The organism is Martinezella lusitana (assembly GCF_900094565.1).
GTDB classification, from domain to species: domain Bacteria; phylum Pseudomonadota; class Alphaproteobacteria; order Rhizobiales; family Rhizobiaceae; genus Rhizobium; species Rhizobium lusitanum.
Genome location: NZ_FMAF01000024.1, coordinates 46,954 through 64,607, shown reverse-complemented (window position 1 = coordinate 64,607; position 17,654 = coordinate 46,954). Strand labels below are relative to the sequence as shown.

17 protein-coding genes, 1 tRNA gene and 2 pseudogenes are annotated in these 17,654 nt (G+C 60.5%); 10 read left to right on the top strand and 10 right to left on the bottom strand.

What is annotated here, in order from left to right; genetic code table 11:
* Positions 1-35 precede the first annotated feature (35 nt).
* The 4 genes and pseudogenes from rpsA to GA0061101_RS38920 form a co-directional block, all read right to left on the bottom strand.
* Positions 36-1,739: a 30S ribosomal protein S1 gene (rpsA, locus tag GA0061101_RS29715; RefSeq protein ID WP_037199299.1), complete on the bottom strand. Its 1,704-nt coding sequence runs from the start codon at positions 1,737-1,739 to the stop codon at positions 36-38.
* Positions 1,740-1,926: 187 nt separating this feature from the next.
* Positions 1,927-2,559: a (d)CMP kinase gene (gene cmk / locus GA0061101_RS29710; RefSeq protein WP_037199297.1), complete on the bottom strand. Its 633-nt coding sequence runs from the start codon at positions 2,557-2,559 to the stop codon at positions 1,927-1,929.
* 31 nt (positions 2,560-2,590) lie between these two features.
* Positions 2,591-3,226 (bottom strand): FMN-binding negative transcriptional regulator, encoded by a 636-nt coding sequence (locus GA0061101_RS29705; RefSeq protein WP_092576522.1) that lies wholly within the window; start codon positions 3,224-3,226, stop codon positions 2,591-2,593.
* Positions 3,227-3,300: 74 nt separating this feature from the next.
* A pseudogene (locus tag GA0061101_RS38920) lies at positions 3,301-3,486 on the bottom strand (3-phosphoshikimate 1-carboxyvinyltransferase); the annotation flags it as partial.
* Between the two features lie 283 nt (positions 3,487-3,769).
* Here GA0061101_RS38920 and GA0061101_RS29700 point away from each other — a divergent pair.
* From GA0061101_RS29700 to GA0061101_RS29685, 4 genes and pseudogenes are all read left to right on the top strand, one after another.
* A complete protein-coding gene (locus GA0061101_RS29700; protein ID WP_034512763.1) occupies positions 3,770-4,150 on the top strand; it encodes a TIGR02300 family protein in 381 nt (126 codons plus the stop codon).
* A 151-nt stretch (positions 4,151-4,301) separates the two neighbouring features.
* Positions 4,302-4,377: transfer RNA gene (locus GA0061101_RS29695), tRNA-Ala, on the top strand.
* Between the two features lie 218 nt (positions 4,378-4,595).
* Positions 4,596-4,834, top strand: a pseudogene (locus GA0061101_RS40380) (GIY-YIG nuclease family protein).
* A gap of 123 nt (positions 4,835-4,957) precedes the next feature.
* Positions 4,958-5,749 (top strand): YdcF family protein, encoded by a 792-nt coding sequence (locus tag GA0061101_RS29685; protein WP_047561161.1) that lies wholly within the window; start codon positions 4,958-4,960, stop codon positions 5,747-5,749.
* Positions 5,750-5,792: 43 nt separating this feature from the next.
* Here the strand turns inward: GA0061101_RS29685 and GA0061101_RS29680 are convergent, their stop codons facing one another.
* Positions 5,793-6,269 carry a hypothetical protein gene (locus tag GA0061101_RS29680; protein ID WP_092576521.1) on the bottom strand — a complete coding sequence of 159 codons (477 nt, stop codon included), beginning with the start codon at positions 6,267-6,269 and terminating at the stop codon, positions 5,793-5,795.
* Between the two features lie 144 nt (positions 6,270-6,413).
* Between GA0061101_RS29680 and GA0061101_RS29675 the strand changes: the two genes are divergently transcribed.
* Complete coding sequence (locus GA0061101_RS29675; RefSeq protein ID WP_037199358.1) at positions 6,414-7,049, top strand: trimeric intracellular cation channel family protein; 636 nt, start codon at positions 6,414-6,416, stop codon at positions 7,047-7,049.
* Between the two features lie 110 nt (positions 7,050-7,159).
* On the opposite strand, the gene irrA is transcribed toward GA0061101_RS29675, so the two are convergent.
* Positions 7,160-7,579: an iron response transcriptional regulator IrrA gene (gene irrA, locus GA0061101_RS29670; protein ID WP_037199290.1), complete on the bottom strand. Its 420-nt coding sequence runs from the start codon at positions 7,577-7,579 to the stop codon at positions 7,160-7,162.
* A gap of 298 nt (positions 7,580-7,877) precedes the next feature.
* On the opposite strand from irrA, the gene fabA reads away from it, so the two are divergent.
* The 5 genes from fabA to GA0061101_RS29645 all read left to right on the top strand — a co-directional run bounded on the left by fabA (position 7,878) and on the right by GA0061101_RS29645 (position 12,506).
* Positions 7,878-8,393: a 3-hydroxyacyl-[acyl-carrier-protein] dehydratase FabA gene (gene fabA / locus GA0061101_RS29665; protein WP_037199288.1), complete on the top strand. Its 516-nt coding sequence runs from the start codon at positions 7,878-7,880 to the stop codon at positions 8,391-8,393.
* Between the two features lie 54 nt (positions 8,394-8,447).
* Entirely contained in the window at positions 8,448-9,671 is a 1,224-nt protein-coding gene (fabB, locus tag GA0061101_RS29660; RefSeq protein WP_047561159.1) for a beta-ketoacyl-ACP synthase I, read from the top strand.
* A gap of 4 nt (positions 9,672-9,675) precedes the next feature.
* Positions 9,676-10,482 (top strand): enoyl-ACP reductase FabI, encoded by an 807-nt coding sequence (gene fabI / locus GA0061101_RS29655; RefSeq protein ID WP_047561157.1) that lies wholly within the window; start codon positions 9,676-9,678, stop codon positions 10,480-10,482.
* A 76-nt stretch (positions 10,483-10,558) separates the two neighbouring features.
* The gene (locus GA0061101_RS29650) at positions 10,559-11,137 is read left to right on the top strand and encodes a GNAT family N-acetyltransferase (RefSeq protein ID WP_092576518.1); all 579 of its coding nucleotides are present in this window, start codon (positions 10,559-10,561) and stop codon (positions 11,135-11,137) included.
* A gap of 157 nt (positions 11,138-11,294) precedes the next feature.
* A complete protein-coding gene (locus GA0061101_RS29645; protein WP_092576516.1) occupies positions 11,295-12,506 on the top strand; it encodes an acyltransferase family protein in 1,212 nt (403 codons plus the stop codon).
* Positions 12,507-12,560: 54 nt separating this feature from the next.
* Here GA0061101_RS29645 and GA0061101_RS29640 read toward each other — a convergent pair whose 3' ends face one another.
* The 4 genes from GA0061101_RS29640 to truB form a co-directional block, all read right to left on the bottom strand.
* Entirely contained in the window at positions 12,561-13,577 is a 1,017-nt protein-coding gene (locus GA0061101_RS29640) for a class I SAM-dependent methyltransferase (RefSeq protein ID WP_092576514.1), read from the bottom strand.
* A 226-nt stretch (positions 13,578-13,803) separates the two neighbouring features.
* Positions 13,804-15,942, bottom strand: a complete 2,139-nt coding sequence (gene pnp, locus GA0061101_RS29635) for a polyribonucleotide nucleotidyltransferase (RefSeq protein WP_092576546.1) — start codon at positions 15,940-15,942, stop codon at positions 13,804-13,806.
* A 325-nt stretch (positions 15,943-16,267) separates the two neighbouring features.
* Positions 16,268-16,537 (bottom strand): 30S ribosomal protein S15, encoded by a 270-nt coding sequence (gene rpsO, locus GA0061101_RS29630; protein ID WP_034512717.1) that lies wholly within the window; start codon positions 16,535-16,537, stop codon positions 16,268-16,270.
* A 172-nt stretch (positions 16,538-16,709) separates the two neighbouring features.
* Entirely contained in the window at positions 16,710-17,642 is a 933-nt protein-coding gene (truB, locus tag GA0061101_RS29625) for a tRNA pseudouridine(55) synthase TruB (protein WP_092576511.1), read from the bottom strand.
* Between the last annotated feature and the right edge of the window lie 12 nt (positions 17,643-17,654).

Genomic DNA, 17,654 nt, shown 5'->3' with positions numbered 1-17,654 from the left:
GCGGGTTTTTGTTTCGATAAGGCTTCAGCCGAAGATTATTCGGCGTTGCGGTTCTTCAGAGCCGCACCCAGGATGTCGCCGAGCGAAGCGCCCGAGTCGGACGAACCGAACTGAGCAACGGCTTCCTTCTCTTCCGCGATTTCCAGAGCCTTGATGGACAGCATGATCTTGCGGTCCTTCTTGGAGAAGTTGGTGACGCGGGCGTCGACAATCTGACCAACCGAGAAACGCTCCGGACGCTGTTCGTCGCGGTCACGCGACAGATCGGCGCGGCGGATGAACGAGGTGATGTCTTCGTGGCTGACGAGCTTCACTTCGATACCGCCGTCGTTGACTGCGATGACTTCGCAGGAAACGACTGCATTCTTGCGCAGGTCGCCGGAAGCTGCTGCTTCGCCGACTGCATCCTTGCCGAGCTGCTTGATGCCGAGCGAGATGCGTTCCTTGTCGACATCGACGTCGAGAACGACGGCCTTGACGACATCACCCTTGTTGAACTCCTCGATGACCTGTTCGCCCGGACGGTTCCAGTCGAGGTCGGAGAGGTGCACCATGCCGTCCACATCGCCGTCGAGGCCGATGAACAGGCCGAATTCGGTCTTGTTCTTGACTTCGCCTTCGACTTCGGTGCCGGCCGGATGGTTGCGGGCGAATGCAGCCCACGGATTTTCGAGCGTCTGCTTCAGGCCAAGCGAGATACGGCGCTTGGTCGGATCGACTTCGAGAACGACCACTTCGACTTCCTGGCTCGTGGACAGGATCTTGCCGGGGTGAACGTTCTTCTTGGTCCAGGACATTTCCGAGATGTGGATCAGGCCTTCGATGCCCGGCTCCAGCTCGACGAACGCACCGTAGTCGGTGATATTCGTGACGGTACCGGAAATCTTCTTGCCTTCCGGATACTTGGCCTGGATGCCATCCCACGGATCGCTCTCGAGCTGCTTCATGCCGAGCGAGATACGGTGGGTTTCCTGGTTGATGCGGATGATCTGTACCTTGACCTGCTGGCCGATGGACAGGATTTCCGACGGATGGTTCACACGGCGCCAAGCCATGTCGGTGACGTGCAGCAGGCCGTCGATGCCGCCGAGGTCAACGAACGCACCGTAATCGGTGATGTTCTTGACGACGCCGTCAACAACCTGGCCTTCTTCGAGGTTCTGAACGATTTCAGAACGCTGCTCGGCACGGGACTCTTCCAGAACCGTACGGCGGGACACGACGATGTTGCCGCGGCGCTTGTCCATCTTGAGGATTTCGAAGGGCTGCGGGTTGTGCATCAGCGGGGTCACGTCGCGGATCGGACGGATGTCGACCTGCGAGCGCGGCAGGAAGGCGATAGCGCCGTCGAGATCGACGGTGAAGCCGCCCTTGACCTGGTTGAAGATGACGCCTTCAACGCGTTCGCCAGCTTCGAACTTGGCTTCGAGCTTGATCCAGCTTTCCTCGCGGCGAGCCTTTTCGCGCGAAAGAACGGCTTCGCCCAGCGCGTTTTCGATACGCTCGACGTAGACTTCGACTTCATCGCCAACCTTGAGCGTGCCGTCCTTGGCGCGCGCACCGAATTCCTTCAGTGCGATGCGGCCTTCGACCTTGAGGCCGACGTCGACAACCGCGACATCCTTCTCGATGCCGGTGACGATGCCCTTGGTGACATAGCCTTCGGCGAGATCGTTCTTGGCGAAGGATTCTTCGAGAAGGGCTGCGAAGTCTTCGCGAGAGGGGGTAGTTACAGACATAAAATCTCCTGGCGTGTCCTTATTATGCATTTTTGGACACTGATGCGCCGGTGGTTCGTGTTGAACAGGCCTGACCCCAGTCCGCCTTCCCCTTGAGGGAAAGCTATCCGGCGCTTGGACGGAATGTCAGGCTTCATACAAATTGGCGACTCCGTGCGCTATAAGCACGCGACAGCCGCTCGCATTTTCAGGCATTTCGGCTCAGAGCGGTGTCGATGATCGACTTTGCCGTCTGAAACGCCGCTTCTATACTCATTTCTGAGGTATCAAGCAAGTACGCGTCTTCGGATGGCCGAAGCGGGCTGTCGGTGCGGCCCATGTCACGCTCGTCGCGGCGCTTCACGTCCTCAAAAATGGCTGCGTAATCGGCACGGCCGCCGGCCTCGACGATCTCGTCGTAGCGCCGCTTCGCCCTGACCTCGGCCGAGGCCGTGACATAGAATTTCACCGGCGCGTTCGGGCAGACGACAGTGCCGATGTCGCGACCGTCAAGCACGGTGCCGGGCTCCTTGCCGGCAAAGCTGCGCTGCGCTTCGACCAGAGCCCGACGCACGGCCGGCATGACGGCGATCTTCGATGCCGCTTCGCCGATCTCGTGTTGCGACAGGATGGCCCGGTCGAGCCCGGCGAGATCGACCTTGCGCGCCATGGCCTCGGCGACAGTCTCGTCATCGAGCGGCAGGCCGGCATCGAGCAGCGCTTTGGCGGTTGCGCGGTAGGTGAGGCCGGTATCCAGATGGTGGAAACCATAGGCGTCCGCGATCCGGCGCGCCAAGGTCCCCTTGCCGGCTGCCGCCGGCCCGTCGATGGCGATGATCATTCTTCTTTTGTCCCTACCCTTTATCCCGATGTTACTTGCTGTAGCGACGCACGAGATCGGCCATCTCGGCGGTGTCGGTGCGATCGATCGCGTCGAGGCCGTCCGCCACGCCCTGCCGGTCGGCCAGCGGCCGGTTCTGGCTGACCTTCCATTTGCCGTCAATCGTTTCGATATCGATCTCGATGCCGATAATGCCCTTCAACTGCGCTGCGACGAATTCCGGCGGCGCGTCGTCGACCGCCCAAGGCTGCGAGCGGCTGTTCTCGTTCTCGCGCGTCAGCGCGCCGATCTGCGTGCGCAGCCAGGCGGGATCTTCGATTATCCGCGCGCTGCCGCGAACCTGGACGATGGCATAGTTCCAGGTCGGCACGACCTTCCCGGTTTCACGCTTCGTCGCATACCAGGACGGGGTGATATAGGTATCGGCGCCCTGGAAGACGACTAGCACCGGCGCGCCATCAGCGATTTCCCGCCACTGGCCGTTGGCCCTGGCGACATGGGCCTGCAGCGTGCCCTTCGGCGAAAGGCCCGTCTCGAGATGGAACGGCACTGGATTGGCGATCAGGCCGCCGTCGCCCGCGGTGATCAGCAATCCAAGCGCGTGGGCGCGGATGAGATCCTGTTGCGTACCGAGATCGTCTTCGCGATGGTGGGGCGGCTGATACATGGTTCCGGTCCGTTTGCTGTCGCCATCCTCCGGCGCTTCATGGCGCGCGGCTTCGGATGCTGTTCGCGCGCGATCTAGCAGTCCTTGACCTCGATCGTCGCGCCCAATCTTGTCATCATATCAAGAAAATCCGGAAAACTGGTAGCGATCGTGCCGGAATCCTCGACCGTGACGGGGTGCCCGGCGGCAGGCCTCGTGACGAGGAGGCTCATGGCGATGCGATGATCGAGATGAGCCCCGCGGCTGGAACCGCCAGCACCGATCTTCGCCGGCGATTTTCCTTGCCACGCCGGTATTCCCTAGCATTATAGGACTGGCTGCGATCTCCCTGCGCCAGATGTCCTGCGGCTTGCATCGGCTCGTTAACATGGGCGCGCTGACCAGTCATCCCGCAACGCGCGAAAACCGCGTGCGAAGCGGCATGAAGTTTAGCTTTGACAGAGACGGCCGCAACGATTAAGGGGACCGGCTGATATTTCCCTTAAAACGCCGGTTTCCCCGGCATTGCCGGATTTTCATTCGGTCATTCATGAGGCTTTGACAGTGGCGAAAACGGAACTTGGAACAAAACGTACCGATCCGGACAATGGCAAGAAGTTCTACGACCTGAACCGGGACCCGGTCGTCTCGCCTTATACCGGCAAGTCCTGGCCCTTGTCCTACTTCGAGGAAACCTCCGCTTCGAAGGAAGTTCCCGAAGAAGAGGAAGTGGCCGAGGTCGATACCGAGAACACTGAAGTCGAACTCGTGTCTCTCGAGGATGCCGATGAGGCGGCGGCCGGCGACGATATTCCGGATATCGGCGATGACGATGTCGAAATCGGCGACGATGACGACGATACCTTCCTCGAAGCCGACGAAGATGAGGATGATGACGACATGAGCGACATCATCGGCGTCACCGGCGACGACGACGACGTCTGATCTGCGGACAAGACAGCCCGGCAAACAAGAAAAGTTCCCGGGCCGAAATTTTCGGCTTGCTATCTGTAAGAACCAGAAGTAATAAGCCGCCACCCCGACGGGCAAAGCGCTTCGAAGGGACCCAGGGCCGGTCAAACGGCACCACCTTGATGGGGCTATAGCTCAGCTGGGAGAGCGCTTGCATGGCATGCAAGAGGTCAGCGGTTCGATCCCGCTTAGCTCCACCAGCCTTCGCTCTGCGAGCTTCGGCTCGGCAAGCCGGTAGGCTTGATGTGCCGAAGGCGAGAAGATAGCGAAGGCTGTCGCGCTGAAGCTGCGCAGCAACGCAAGCGGACTTTTTCCAGATATTGCGATCATGTGCTGGCCAAACATCGTCGATGATTCTGGCGTAATTGGCGATAACGCATGAGTTGCGTGCCCGTCTCAGTACACTATCATACCCTGCATGAAGTGCGTCTATACCCTCATAAGCCGCGACTTTCCTGACCACCACTACATCGGCGTGACCAGGGATCTCAAAGCTCGTCTGGCAAGCACAATGCGAGGGAAGTCCCGCATACCTCCAAATATGCGCCGTGGTCGATCAAAACCTACATTGCCTTCTCCGATGAATCGCAGGCTTATGGATTCGAAAAATATCTGAAATCGGGCTCAGGACGCGCTTTCGCGAAGAAAAGGCCGTAGCTCTCTTCTCGGCATCTAACCGACACCTCGATGGCACGGCGATCGAAATAGCCACATTGCAGTGCACAAAAATCTGCTAGGGAGAGAATGAATCGTTTCTGCCGACAAGCTTAAGGATGTGCCGTGTTCGTTTTTTCGAAACTTGTCTGGATTTTCGGTCAGCCGCTGTCGCTGGCGTTCTTTTTCGGCCTGCTGGCGTTGCTCGCCGCTCTCCTGCGCTGGCGCGCCGCCATGCTCGCCTCGTCGCTATTGTCGGTGCTGATCCTGTTCGTCGCGCTCTATACGACGGCGGGCGCCTATATAGTGCAGGGGCTGGAGGAGCGCTTTCCGCATGCCGCCGCCGATCCGGCTGACCTTAAATGCATGATCGTGCTCGGCGGCGCCACCCAGAACGAGGTGACGACGGCGCGTGGCGGCTATGAGCTCGATTCGGCCGGTGATCGCCTCATTGAGGCGCTGCGGCTGGCACAGAAATATCCGCAGGCGCGGATCGTGGTCTCGGGTGGCGATGGTTCGATCGGCGGTAGCTACGAAGGCGACGCCGTCATCTCGGAGCGCTTCTTCACCGCGCTCGGCATACCCACAGATCGTCTCGTCGAGGACAAGACCTCGCGCACCACCTTCGAGAATGCCGTCAATACCAAGGAGCTGCTGGCGCAGAACGGGCTTTCGGGCTGCCTGCTCATCACCTCAGGCTTCCACATGCCGCGCTCGATGGGCATCTTCCGCAAGCAGGGCATCGATGTCGTGCCCTGGCCGGTGGACTATCGCAGCACCGGCAAGGAAACGCTCGGCCTCGATTTCACGCAGCCTTCGCTCAATGCGCAACTGCTGGCGACCGGCATGCGCGAATGGATCGGCCTCGTCGGCTATTATGCCGTCGGCCGCACATCGGCGTTTTATCCCGGACCGTGACCACGTGTCCGGACCGTATAATTATGTGCCCGCGCCCTGATGGCTATTTCTTCGAGATGGTGACGAATTTGACGCCGCGCACCCTGACGGTGATCTCGCAGGGGTCGCCGCCGGTGCGGTCGCAGAAGTGCGGGTGCATCTTCATGACCAGCACCATGTTGCCGAAGCGCTGGATGAAATCGTAGCCGTAGATCTGCGCCGTGGCGATCATCAGGTAGCCGCCTTCGGCCACATGGACGTAGAAATTGTAGGGGCAGCCTTCATCCGTGCAATAGGGGCCCTTTTCGCCCTTGCAGGTGATCTCGCCTTCGTTGATGACGATATCGGTCAGCGTGTCGTTGTTGATATCCTGCTCGGTGGCGAAATGATCGCCGAAGCTCACCTGGCCGTCGCAGGTCTTGGTGAAGTGCTCCTTCTCGAACGCCACCGGATCCTGAAGAATCGACTGCTGCGCCAGCGCCGTCGCGGGCATGATCACGAATGTGATGAGATTGAGGATCACGATCAGCAGGGATTTCACGGGAAATTTCCTCTTCGAAGCGCCGTCGCGGCCACGTTGGTCGCCGTGACCGCTGCGACATCTTTACACGCGCCTGCTTGCGCGGCCCTTGCCGTCGTGATTCATTTCATGAAAATCGCCGCCGGCGTCCTGTTGGAGTTCCCGATGTCGCTTCTCTCGTTTCTCGATTACGCCGGCGTCGCCCTTTTCGCTGCCACCGGCGCGCTGTCTGCCTCGCGCAAGCAGCTCGATCTGATCGGTTTTCTGTTTTTTGCGGCGGTCACCGGCATCGGCGGTGGCACGCTCAGGGATATCATCCTCGGCCGGGTGCCGGTCTTCTGGGTGCTGAACCCGACCTATATCATCATCTGCGCCATCGTCGGCGTGCTGTTCTTCTTCACCGCGCATCTGTTCGAATCGCGTTATCGGCTGCTCATCTGGCTCGATGCGGTGGGGCTGTCGGCCTATTGCGTGATGGGGGCGGCAAAGGGCATGGCGGCGACAGGCTCGCCCACGGTTGCTATCGTCACCGGCGCGCTGACGGCGACCTTCGGCGGCATCCTGCGTGATCTCTTGGCGAACGAGCCATCGGTGCTGCTGCGGCCGGAAATCTACGTGACGGCCGCGCTCGTCGGCGCCGGCGTCTTCACCGCAGCCAATTCGACGATGCTGCCGCTCTATGCGTCGGCCGGGCTCGGTGTTGCCGCGGCCTTCGCCGTGCGCGGCGGAGCGCTATGGTTCGGCTGGACCTTCCCGACCTATCATCACAAGCCCGGCAGGCATCCCGATGATGTGATGTGAGACGGGGGAGGCAGTAGGAATTAGGCAGTAGGAATTAGGCAGCAGGCAATAGCAAAAGGCCGTGAAACAATTCCACTGCCTACTGCCTACTGCCTACTGCCTACTTCCTCTTATCGCTGCTTGCGGCGCAGGCGGATCACGACGTCGACATGGGCGATTTCCATGCCATTCGGCGGCTCCGGCAGGTTGCCGATCGTCAGATTGCTGATCGGAATATCCAGCACCTCGTTGTGGCCTTCGACGAAGAAGTGATGATGATCGGAGACGTTGGTGTCGAAATAGGTCTTGGTGCTCTCGACGGCGAGCACGCGGATCATGCCGGCTTCGGTGAATTGATGCAGCGTGTTGTAGACGGTCGCGAGAGAGACGGGCACACCGGCGGCCACGGCTTCCTCGTGAAGCTCCTCGACCGTCAGATGCCGGTCGCCCTTGGCGAAAAGGAGATCACCCAGCGCGATCCGCTGCCGGGTCGGTCTCAAGCCGACATTGCGCAGCCTGGTCTCGATCGCGATTTCGGCCTCTTCCGCCATTCAAGGGACTCCGGATTCCAGATTTCTATTATTCTTCACTAAGCCATATAACTTTTGCCTTGATCGCTTTCAATAGTTTCGATGGGGTGGGAAGGTGCTCAAAAGCCGGAAAAATCGGGCTTTTGCCGCATTTGCCACTGGTCGCAGCTCTGGCGTTCCTGTATGCGACCACCACATAAGGGCTAGCGGGTTCGATTGGATGGTGGAGTGAGAGTGTGATGGTTGCGCTTCATTTTCTGTCGATCTTGCACTAAAGCTTCACATCCATCGGCATTCATGCGGGGGAAACGGAATTTTTATGACGACGAGACAATCCAGCTTCAACTACGAGGAAATCCTGGCCTGCGGCCGCGGCGAACTGTTTGGCCCCGGCAACGCACAGCTTCCCCTGCCACCGATGCTGATGGTCCATCGCATTACAGATATTTCCGAAACCGGTGGCACCTTCGATAAGGGCTATATTCGCGCCGAATACGACGTGCGTCCCGACGACTGGTACTTCCCCTGTCATTTTGCCGGCAATCCGATCATGCCGGGCTGCCTTGGCCTGGACGGCATGTGGCAGCTGACCGGCTTTTTCCTCGGTTGGCTCGGCGAGCCGGGCCGCGGCATGGCACTTTCGACCGGCGAAGTGAAGTTCAAGGGCATGGTTCGTCCGGAGACGAAGCTCCTCGAATACGGCATCGACTTCAAGCGCGTCATGCGCGGCCGCCTCGTTCTCGGCACTGCCGATGGCTGGCTGAAGGCCGACGGCGAAACCATCTATCAGGCGTCAGACCTGCGTGTAGGCCTGTCAAAGGACAAGGTTGCCTGAACTGCGGCGTTGCCGCCTCCACAAAGACAGACTGTTTAAGAAAAGGTCATCGACATGAGACGGGTAGTTGTTACGGGTCTGGGTATTGTCTCTTCGATTGGAAACGATGCTCAAGAAGTGACCGCCTCGCTGCGCGAAGCCAAGTCCGGCATTTCTTTCTCCCCCGATTTCGCCGAGCACGGCTTCAAGTGCCAGGTCTGGGGTGCGCCGAAGATCGATACGACCGAACTGGTCGATCGCCGCGCCATGCGCTTCCTGTCGCAGGGCGGCGCGTGGAACCATGTCGCGATGAAGCAGGCGATCGCCGACAGCGGCCTCGAGGAAGGTGATATCACCAACGAGCGCACCGGCATCATCATGGGTTCCGGCGGCCCGTCGACCCGCACGCTGATCGAAGCCGCCGACATTACCCGCAAGAACAACAGCCCGAAGCGCATCGGTCCTTTCGCGGTGCCGAAGTCGATGTCGTCGACGGCATCGGCGACGCTCGCGACCTGGTTCAAGATCCACGGCGTCAACTATTCGATCTCGTCTGCCTGCTCGACCTCGGCGCACTGCATCGGCAATGCGACCGAAATGATCCAGTGGGGCAAGCAGGACGTGATGTTCGCCGGCGGCCACGAGGATCTCGACTGGACCATGTCGAACCTCTTCGACGCCATGGGCGCCATGTCCTCCAAGTTCAACGAGGATCACCCGGAAACCGCATCGCGCGCCTATGACGCTAACCGCGATGGCTTCGTCATCGCCGGTGGAGCCGGCGTGCTGGTTCTGGAAGAGCTGGAACACGCCAAGGCACGCGGCGCCAAGATCTACGCTGAAGTCGTTGGCTACGGGGCCACCTCCGACGGCTACGACATGGTCGCACCTTCGGGCGAGGGCGCGGTACGCTGCATGCGCCAGGCAATGGCCACGGTGAAGGGCGACATCGACTACGTCAACACCCACGGCACCTCGACGCCGGTGGGCGATAGCAAGGAAATCGGCGCGATTCGCGAAGTGTTCGGCGACAAGATCCCGCCGATCCAGTCGACCAAGTCGTTGACCGGCCATTCGCTCGGCGCGGCAGGTGTTCAGGAATCGATCTATTCGATCCTGATGATGCAGGAGCGTTTCATCGGCGAAAGCGCCCATATTGTCGAACTCGATCCGGAATTTGCCGGCGTGCCGATCGTGCGCAAGCGCATCGACGACGCCAAGATCGACATCGCTCTTTCGAATTCCTTCGGCTTCGGCGGCACCAACGCCACGCTCGTATTCCAGCGCTACAACGGATAACGCAATGACCGGAATCATGCAGGGTAAGCGCGGCCTCATCATGGGCGTCGCAAACAATCATTCCATTGCCTGGGGCATTTCGAAGGCGCTCGCAGCCGAAGGCGCAGAATTGGCATTCACCTTTCAGGGCGAGGCGCTCGGCAAGCGCGTCAAGCCGCTCGCAGCCGAAGTCGGCTCGGACTTCCTTCTGCCTTGCGATGTCGAGGATCTGGCTTCCGTCGATGCCGTCTTCGAAGAGATCAAGACGCGCTGGGGCAAGCTGGATTTCATCGTCCACGCCATAGGCTTCTCCGACAAGAACGAGCTGAAGGGCCTCTACGCCAACACCACGCGGGATAATTTCACGCGCACCATGGTGATTTCCTGCTTCTCCTTCACCGAGATCGCCAGGCGCGCCGCCGACCTGATGGTCGAAGGTGGCAGCATGCTGACGCTGACCTATAACGGCTCGACGCGCGTGATCCCGAACTACAACGTCATGGGTGTCGCCAAGGCGGCTTTGGAAGCCTCCGTGCGCTATCTCGCCGCCGATTACGGCCCGCGCGGCATCCGCGTCAACGCCATCTCCGCCGGCCCGATCCGCACGCTGGCCGGCGCCGGCATTTCCGATGCCCGCGCCATTCTCTCCTGGAACCAACGCAACGCGCCGCTGCGCAAGTCGGTCACCATCGATCAGGTCGGCTCGTCCTCGCTCTATCTCCTGTCGGATCTGTCGGCAGGCGTTACCGGCGAAATCCATTTCGTCGATGCCGGCTACAACATTACTTCGATGCCGACGCTGGAAACGCTGTCGAGGGCCGACGCCGAGTAATATGCTGATCTGAATCGTCCTCCCGGTCATCGGCCGGGAGGATCAAATTTCCGGATATCCTTACAGAGGATTACCGATGGCGTATGCTGCCGCCGAAGCTCTCGCATCCACCGAACGTCTCATCCTCCGCGGTTTTGTGCCGGAGGATTTCGAAGCCTATAGCGCTTATCGCTCCCTTCCCGTCGTCTATCGTTACCTCTACAGCGACCCTCCGTCGGCAGACGCGATGCGGGAGCATTTCGATGCCGGCTTGAACACGCGCTTGTCGGAAGATGGCGATATTCTGCGCTGCGCGGTTGTTCGGCGCGAGGATGATGCGCTGATGGGTCAGGTCAGCCTCAAGCTCGTCAGCAAGGCTGCCCAACAGGCCGAGCTCGGCTACATCTTCAATCCGGCTTATGCCGGCAAGGGCTACGCCACCGAGGCCGCTGCGGCCATCATCACCCTCGGTTTCGAAAAATTCGGCTTCCATCGAATCTTCGCGCGGCTGGATGCGAAGAACGCCGGATCGGTCGGCGTTGTCGAGCGGCTGGGCCTGCGCCGCGAGGCGCATTTGGTCGAGAACGACCGCTTCAACGGCATATGGGGCGATGAATATATTTATGCCCTGCTGAGCCACGAATGGGCTGCAAGAGCGCCGAATCGGCCGCGTTAACCCGCATTGGCTAAAATTTTACGAAAACTTTAGGTTAATTCTATCTTGCCGGGGATGGTCCGTTACCACCGGCCGGATTTGCGATACACCAAGCGCATTCAACAGTATTGCCTGCATGTCCATCGGCGTTCATTGACCATTTACGGGAACCCCAGCCGTGAACACCATAGCTGTTGCCAATTCCAAGTCGCTCGTTCCACCGGACGAGACGACATCGCTCGATGCCATTGCCGGCACGAGAGCGCTGGGGCCGGATATATTGCGCGCCATCGCCATCCTGTTGGTCATGCTGCTGCATCTGCCGGCCGAGGCGACGCCGTTGCCGCTTGTGGGCATCAGGCCCTATGGATGGCTCGGCGTCGACATATTCTTCGTGCTCAGCGGCTTCCTTATCGGCACCCAGCTGATGGCGGAAGCGGCGCGCCGTGACAGCGTCGATTTCAAGAGCTTCTATCTGCGCCGGGCCTTCCGCATATTGCCGGCATTTCTAGTGGTCCTCGCCCTCTACACGTTCATTCCGTCTCTGCGCGATACGCCGACGATGCAGCCGGCCTGGCGGTTCCTCACCTCCACACTCAACTTCGGGCTCGATCCTCGCTCTGGCGGTGCGTTCACCGAGGCGTGGTCATTGAGCGTCGAAACGCATTTCTATCTGATTCTGCCGGTTCTCGTTTTCCTGCTGAAACGCCGCGCGACGATGGTTTTCATTGCCATTCTCGCAGCGACAATCGTCATTGCCGGCATGGGTTTGCGGTTTGCGATCTGGCAGAGCTTGGTCGGCGCGCCTGCGGAAGTGCATGAATATGGCCAAGCCTTTGCGGCCTATCTCAGGGATATCTACTACCCGACATACAATCGGCTTGATGGCTTGACGTTAGGTGTCGTTCTGGCCGCCGTTCGGCTGTTCAGGCCGTTGCTGTGGGAGCGGTACATGCCGCCCTATATCGCCCTTGTCATCGGCAGCATTCTTGCCACGGCTGCCCTGATGATCTTTTCCTGGCGAGGGCCGTTTACCGAGACCAATCTGCCGCTTTTGCTCCAGCCTTTCCCCGGCGCAGTCGTCGGGTTCCCGCTGTTTTCGGCCGGAGTAGCATTGACCCTCGGCGCCATGCTGGATCTGCAGCCGAAGATCGGGCGCTGGCATCTTCCGGCGATCACAGGCATCGCGACCCTATCTTACAGCCTGTATCTGACCCATAAGGCCGTCTACCAGCTCGACAGGATGGTCTTTGGCCGGGAAAATCTTCAGGGCCTGTCCGGCTTCGTGATCTATGTTGCCACATGCTTCATCGTGGCGGCGGCGCTCTGGTTTGTCGTCGAGAGAAGCTTCCTGCATCTGCGGGATCATCTCGTACCTCGCTCGCGCTGAGCCGATATACTTGCAGAAACAAAAAAAGGCGGCCAATGACCGCCTCTGCTTTGCTTATTTCTTCGCCCAGAGCACCTTGAAGCGGGCATTGCGGCAGGTTTCGCCATGCTCCTTGAAGCTTTCCGCCAGCACCGGCTCATAGGGCAGGCCGCGATTGGCGACCAGCATCAGGCGGCCGCCGCTGCGCAGGGAGGCGGCGGCAGTCTTGATCATCGCCTGGCCGAGCGAAGGTTCGGCGGCGTGGCCTTCATGGAAGGGCGGGTTCATGATGATCAGGTCGTACTTGTCCTTGACCGGCTCGCTCGCCAGATCGTGCCAGAAGAAGCGCTGGGCGACCTTCGGGCAATTGGCCAGCAGATTGGCGCGTGCAGCCTCCAGCGCGCCGTAATGGGCCTCATAGAGGTCGATACGGGCGATTCTTGGCGACTTCGTCGCAAGTTCCACGGAAAGATAACCCCAGCCGGCCCCGAAATCGGCGGCATCGCCGGTAAAGTCGGTCGGCAGGCGCGAGGCGAGCAGTTCCGAGCCGGCGTCGATCCGGTCATGGGAGAACATGCCAGGCGTTGTGGTGAAACGGTCGTCGACGCGTGTAGCTGGCTTGCCAAGCTGCGCCGTCATCACCTTGATGTCAGCGGGGCGCGCGAACCAGAAGGCGACACCGTGATATTTCGGCATGTACTCGACCGCGAGGCCGAAGCCCTCCATGCGCTTGCGCAGCGGCTGAATGCCGTCTTCCTTGCCGCCGGCGACCACGATGAGGCCACCTTCGCTAACGCGCGACAGCGCTTCGGCGATATGGTCTTCGTTTTCGCCCTTGTGCTTGCCGCAAAGGACCAGCGCGCCGTCATAGTCGCCGCCCTCGATCTCCGGCGTCACGTTGATCCGCTGCGCCTGCAGCTGGCGATAGAAGGGGCGGAAGCCCTGAACGGCCGAAAGTTCCGCGGTAAATCCGTCCGGCAGCGAAAAGCCCGCCTCTGCTGCGAGAAAAAGGATCCGCTTGCCCTCGCCGGGCGCGTCAATGGTGCCAGAGGCAAAGGGATGAAACAGGGTCTTCAGGGCGTCGCGGCTCATAGGCGTTATCTCGTCATGGGAATGGGTTTCGATTGTCGGATATGTGCGCCATCGTCGTATTCCATGCTTGCCCCTCACCCTAGCCCTCTCCCCGCATAGGCGGGGAGAGGGCTAGGGTGAGGGGCCGGGCACATAGTTTCAGCGAAAGCGGGCCAAGCCGACAGCAATAATATAAAAAGGGCGCGGAAACGAATTCCGCGCCCCGGAACGTGAATGAAGGCGCGGCTTATTCGGCCGCATCATCCTTCTTCTTGTCGGCGGCGAGTTCCTGGCCGGTCGCCTGATCGACGACCTTCATGGAAAGGCGGACCTTGCCGCGCTCGTCGAAGCCGAGCAGCTTGACCCAGACCTTGTCGCCTTCCTTGACGACGTCCTGCGTCTTCGCAACGCGCTCGGAAGCGAGCTGCGAGATGTGTACGAGGCCGTCACGGGCGCCGAAGAAGTTGACGAAGGCGCCGAAGTCGGCGGTCTTGACAACCGTACCTTCGTAGATCTGGCCGACTTCCGGCTCGGCGACGATCGAGTGGATCCACTTGCGGGCCGCTTCGATCTCCTTGCCGGAGGACGAGGCGATCTTGACGGTGCCGTCGTCTTCGATGTTGATCTTCGCGCCGGTCTTTTCGACGATTTCGCGGATGACCTTGCCGCCCGAGCCGATGACTTCACGGATCTTGTCGACCGGGATGTTCATGACTTCGATGCGCGGTGCGAATTCGCCGAGCTGGCCGCGGCTTTCGGTGATTGCCTTGGACATTTCGCCGAGGATGTGGGTGCGACCGCCCTGTGCCTGGCCGAGAGCGACCTTCATGATCTCTTCGGTGATGCCGGCGATCTTGATGTCCATCTGCAGCGAGGTGATGCCGTCGGCCGTGCCGGCGACCTTGAAGTCCATGTCGCCGAGGTGGTCTTCGTCACCGAGAATGTCGGAGAGAACGGCGAAACGATCGCCTTCCAGGATCAGACCCATGGCGATGCCGGCAACCGGCTTGGCCAGCGGAACGCCGGCGTCCATCAGAGCGAGCGAGGTGCCGCAAACCGTTGCCATCGAGGACGAGCCGTTCGACTCGGTGATCTCGGAGACGACGCGCAGAGTGTAGGGGAACTGTTCGACCGTCGGCAGCATCGGGCGGATAGCGCGCCAGGCGAGCTTGCCGTGACCGATTTCGCGACGACCCGGGGAACCCATGCGGCCGGTTTCGCCAACCGAGTAGGGGGGGAAGTTGTAATGGAGCAGGAAGCGCTCCTTGTACATGCCCGTCAGGCTGTCGACGTACTGTTCGTCTTCGCCGGTGCCGAGCGTGGCGACGACGATTGCCTGCGTTTCACCGCGGGTAAACAGCGCCGAACCGTGCGTGCGCGGCAGGAGGCCGACTTCCGAAACGATCGGGCGAACGGTCGACAGGTCGCGGCCGTCGATACGGCTCGACGTGTCGAGGATGTTCCAGCGAACGATCTTGGCCTGCAGGTGCTTGAAGACGGCGCCGATGACTTCGGCCGAATACTTCGGCTCGACGCCTTCCGGGAAGAAGTGTGCCTTGACCTTGGTCTTGACGACGTCGACGGCAGCGTAGCGCTCAGCCTTCTGCGTGTTCTTGTAGGCGGTGCGCAGCTCGGCTTCGGCGATGCCGAGCATTTCGGCTTCGAGTTCGGAGTGATCTTCCGGCGTGAAATCGCGCGGTTCCTTGGCCGCGACTTCAGCGAGCTTGATGATCGCGTCGATGACGGGCTGGAAGCCGCGATGGCCGAACATGACGGCGCCGAGCATGACGTCCTCGGGCAATTCCTTGGCTTCCGACTCAACCATCAGAACGGCGTCCTGCGTGCCGGCGACGACGAGGTCGAGGCTCGATTCGTCCATCTCGTCGAGATGCGGGTTGAGCACGTATTCGCCGTTGATGTAACCGACGCGGGCGCCGCCGACCGGGCCCATGAACGGAACGCCGGAGAGCGTGAGCGCTGCCGAAGTGGCAACCATCGACAGGATGTCGGGATTGTTTTCGAGATCATGCTGGATGACGGTGACGACGACCTGCGTGTCGTTCTTGTAGCCTTCCGGGAAGAGCGGGCGGATCGGGCGGTCGATCAGGCGGGAAACGAGGGTTTCGTTTTCGCTCGGACGTCCTTCGCGCTTGAAGTAGCCGCCGGGGATCTTGCCGGCTGCGTAGGTCTTTTCCTGGTAGTTGACGGTGAGCGGGAAGAAATCCTGGCCTGGCTTCGGCGACTTGGCGGAAACGACGGTGGCAAGTACCACGGTCTCGCCGTAGGTTGCCATGACAGCGCCATCGGCCTGGCGGGCGATCTTGCCGGTTTCGAGCTTCAGCGGGCGACCGGCCCACTCGATTTCGACGGTATGGATATCGAACATATCTTGTCCTTGCATTGTGCGGGAAAAGGCGCCGTCGCCAATGAGTTCGGCAAGGTGCATCTTCGACCGCACGAAATGTGACGCATCACGGGCAAGACAACGAGAGGCTTTCGAAGATCGGCCGAAGCGCGAAGCCTCGGCTGAAAGCATCCGGCAATCCTGCCCCATGACAGGTCAACGGTTGTTGTTGGCAGGACCGGCCCATCCGGCCTGCCGGCGGTTTCACATCGCGCAAACACAAGGCGCTAGGGAAACTCGTCTCAAGGGTTCATACCCTTCATAAGCATCCGGCGGACGTTCAGGAGAACGCCCGCCGGAAATTCGATTAGCGACGGATACCGAGGCTGGTGATCAGCTTGGTATAACGGCCTTCGTCCTTCTTCTTGAGATAGTCAAGAAGCGAGCGCCGGCTGGAAACCATCGTCAGGAGTCCACGACGGGAGTGGTTGTCCTTCTTGTGGTCCTTGAAGTGGCCTGTGAGATTGTTGATGCGCTCGGTCAGGATAGCAACCTGGACTTCCGGAGAACCGGTGTCGCCTTCGACGGTCGCATATTCCTTGATCAGCGCAGCCTTGCGCTCAGCAGTGATCGACATCGGATAGTCCTTTCTATGAGAGGAAATTAAAGTCGCCAAAAGCCGGGATGTCGTCCAGCATTGGCCGCGAATGCAATCAGGCATGCCCGATGCTGGCGCTGCCTATAGACCATTTGACATGCAAAGGGAAGAGCCGCGATTTTTCCTTCTCCCGGCCGGGAGAAGGCGGCGCTTACACGAACACCCGCTTCGGTCGGAATTCCCCCTCACCGATCTCGCCGATGGCGATCAGCTTGCCGCGCGCGGTGGCATAGGCCTCCGTTTCGGCGACCGGCGCATCGCGGCCGCGGACCAGAATAGGATTGCCCATCTTCAAACGGTGCGCCTGATCGTCGTTGATGACGAGGTGCGGCAGCGACGACAGGGCTTCAGCCGTGTCGATCAGCAGCGCGTCGAGGGCCGCCAGCCGCTCGTCGGCATCCTCGATTGCTTCGAGCGCCACCAGATTGGCGAGCGGCACCATCGCCTCCTCCGCAAAGGGGGCGACGAAACTGCGGCGCAGGCTGGAAATATGGCCGTGGCAGCCGAGATCGCGGCCGAAATCGCGGGCAAGCGCCCGGACATAGGTGCCCTTGCCGCACTCCACCTCGAAATGCGCCGTATTGGCATCTGGGCAGGCAAGCAGCGTCAGCCGGAAGATCTCCACTTCGCGCGAGGGGATCTCGACCGTCTCGCCGTCGCGGGCGAGGTCGTAGGCGCGTTCGCCGGCAATCTTGATGGCCGAGAACTGCGGCGGGATCTGGTTGATGACACCGGTATATTGCGGCAGCAGCGCGCGGATGTCTTCTTCGCCCGGGCGCTTGTCTGACGTCTGCGTCACCTCGCCTTCGAGATCGTCCGTGGCGCGCTCTTCGCCCCAGGTGACGGTGAATTCATAGATCTTGCGGCCGTCCATGACGTAGGGGACCGTCTTGGTGGCGTCGCCAAGTGCGATCGGCAGCATGCCGGAGGCAAGCGGATCGAGCGTGCCGGCATGGCCCGCCTTCTGCGCCTTGAAAAGCCACTTGATCTTGGAAACGGCCTCGGTCGAGCCGAAATCCACCGGCTTGTCGAGGATGAGCCAGCCCGAAATCGGGCGGCCCTTGGGCTTGCGTGGTTTGGACATTCTCTGTCTCTG

Excerpts from the sequence above, each read along its gene's own strand:
- rpsA (WP_037199299.1), bottom strand. The coding sequence starts at position 1,739 with ATGTCTGTAACTACCCCCTCTCGCGAAGACTTCGCAGCCCTTCTCGAA.
- cmk (WP_037199297.1), bottom strand. The coding sequence starts at position 2,559 with ATGATCATCGCCATCGACGGGCCGGCGGCAGCCGGCAAGGGGACCTTG.
- GA0061101_RS29705 (WP_092576522.1), bottom strand. The coding sequence starts at position 3,226 with ATGTATCAGCCGCCCCACCATCGCGAAGACGATCTCGGTACGCAACAG.
- GA0061101_RS29675 (WP_037199358.1), top strand. The coding sequence starts at position 6,414 with ATGTCGCTTCTCTCGTTTCTCGATTACGCCGGCGTCGCCCTTTTCGCT.
- irrA (WP_037199290.1), bottom strand. The coding sequence starts at position 7,579 with ATGGCGGAAGAGGCCGAAATCGCGATCGAGACCAGGCTGCGCAATGTC.
- fabA (WP_037199288.1), top strand. The coding sequence starts at position 7,878 with ATGACGACGAGACAATCCAGCTTCAACTACGAGGAAATCCTGGCCTGC.
- fabB (WP_047561159.1), top strand. The coding sequence starts at position 8,448 with ATGAGACGGGTAGTTGTTACGGGTCTGGGTATTGTCTCTTCGATTGGA.
- fabI (WP_047561157.1), top strand. The coding sequence starts at position 9,676 with ATGACCGGAATCATGCAGGGTAAGCGCGGCCTCATCATGGGCGTCGCA.
- GA0061101_RS29650 (WP_092576518.1), top strand. The coding sequence starts at position 10,559 with ATGGCGTATGCTGCCGCCGAAGCTCTCGCATCCACCGAACGTCTCATC.
- GA0061101_RS29640 (WP_092576514.1), bottom strand. The coding sequence starts at position 13,577 with ATGAGCCGCGACGCCCTGAAGACCCTGTTTCATCCCTTTGCCTCTGGC.
- pnp (WP_092576546.1), bottom strand. The coding sequence starts at position 15,942 with ATGTTCGATATCCATACCGTCGAAATCGAGTGGGCCGGTCGCCCGCTG.
- rpsO (WP_034512717.1), bottom strand. The coding sequence starts at position 16,537 with ATGTCGATCACTGCTGAGCGCAAGGCTGCGCTGATCAAGGAATATGCG.
- truB (WP_092576511.1), bottom strand. The coding sequence starts at position 17,642 with ATGTCCAAACCACGCAAGCCCAAGGGCCGCCCGATTTCGGGCTGGCTC.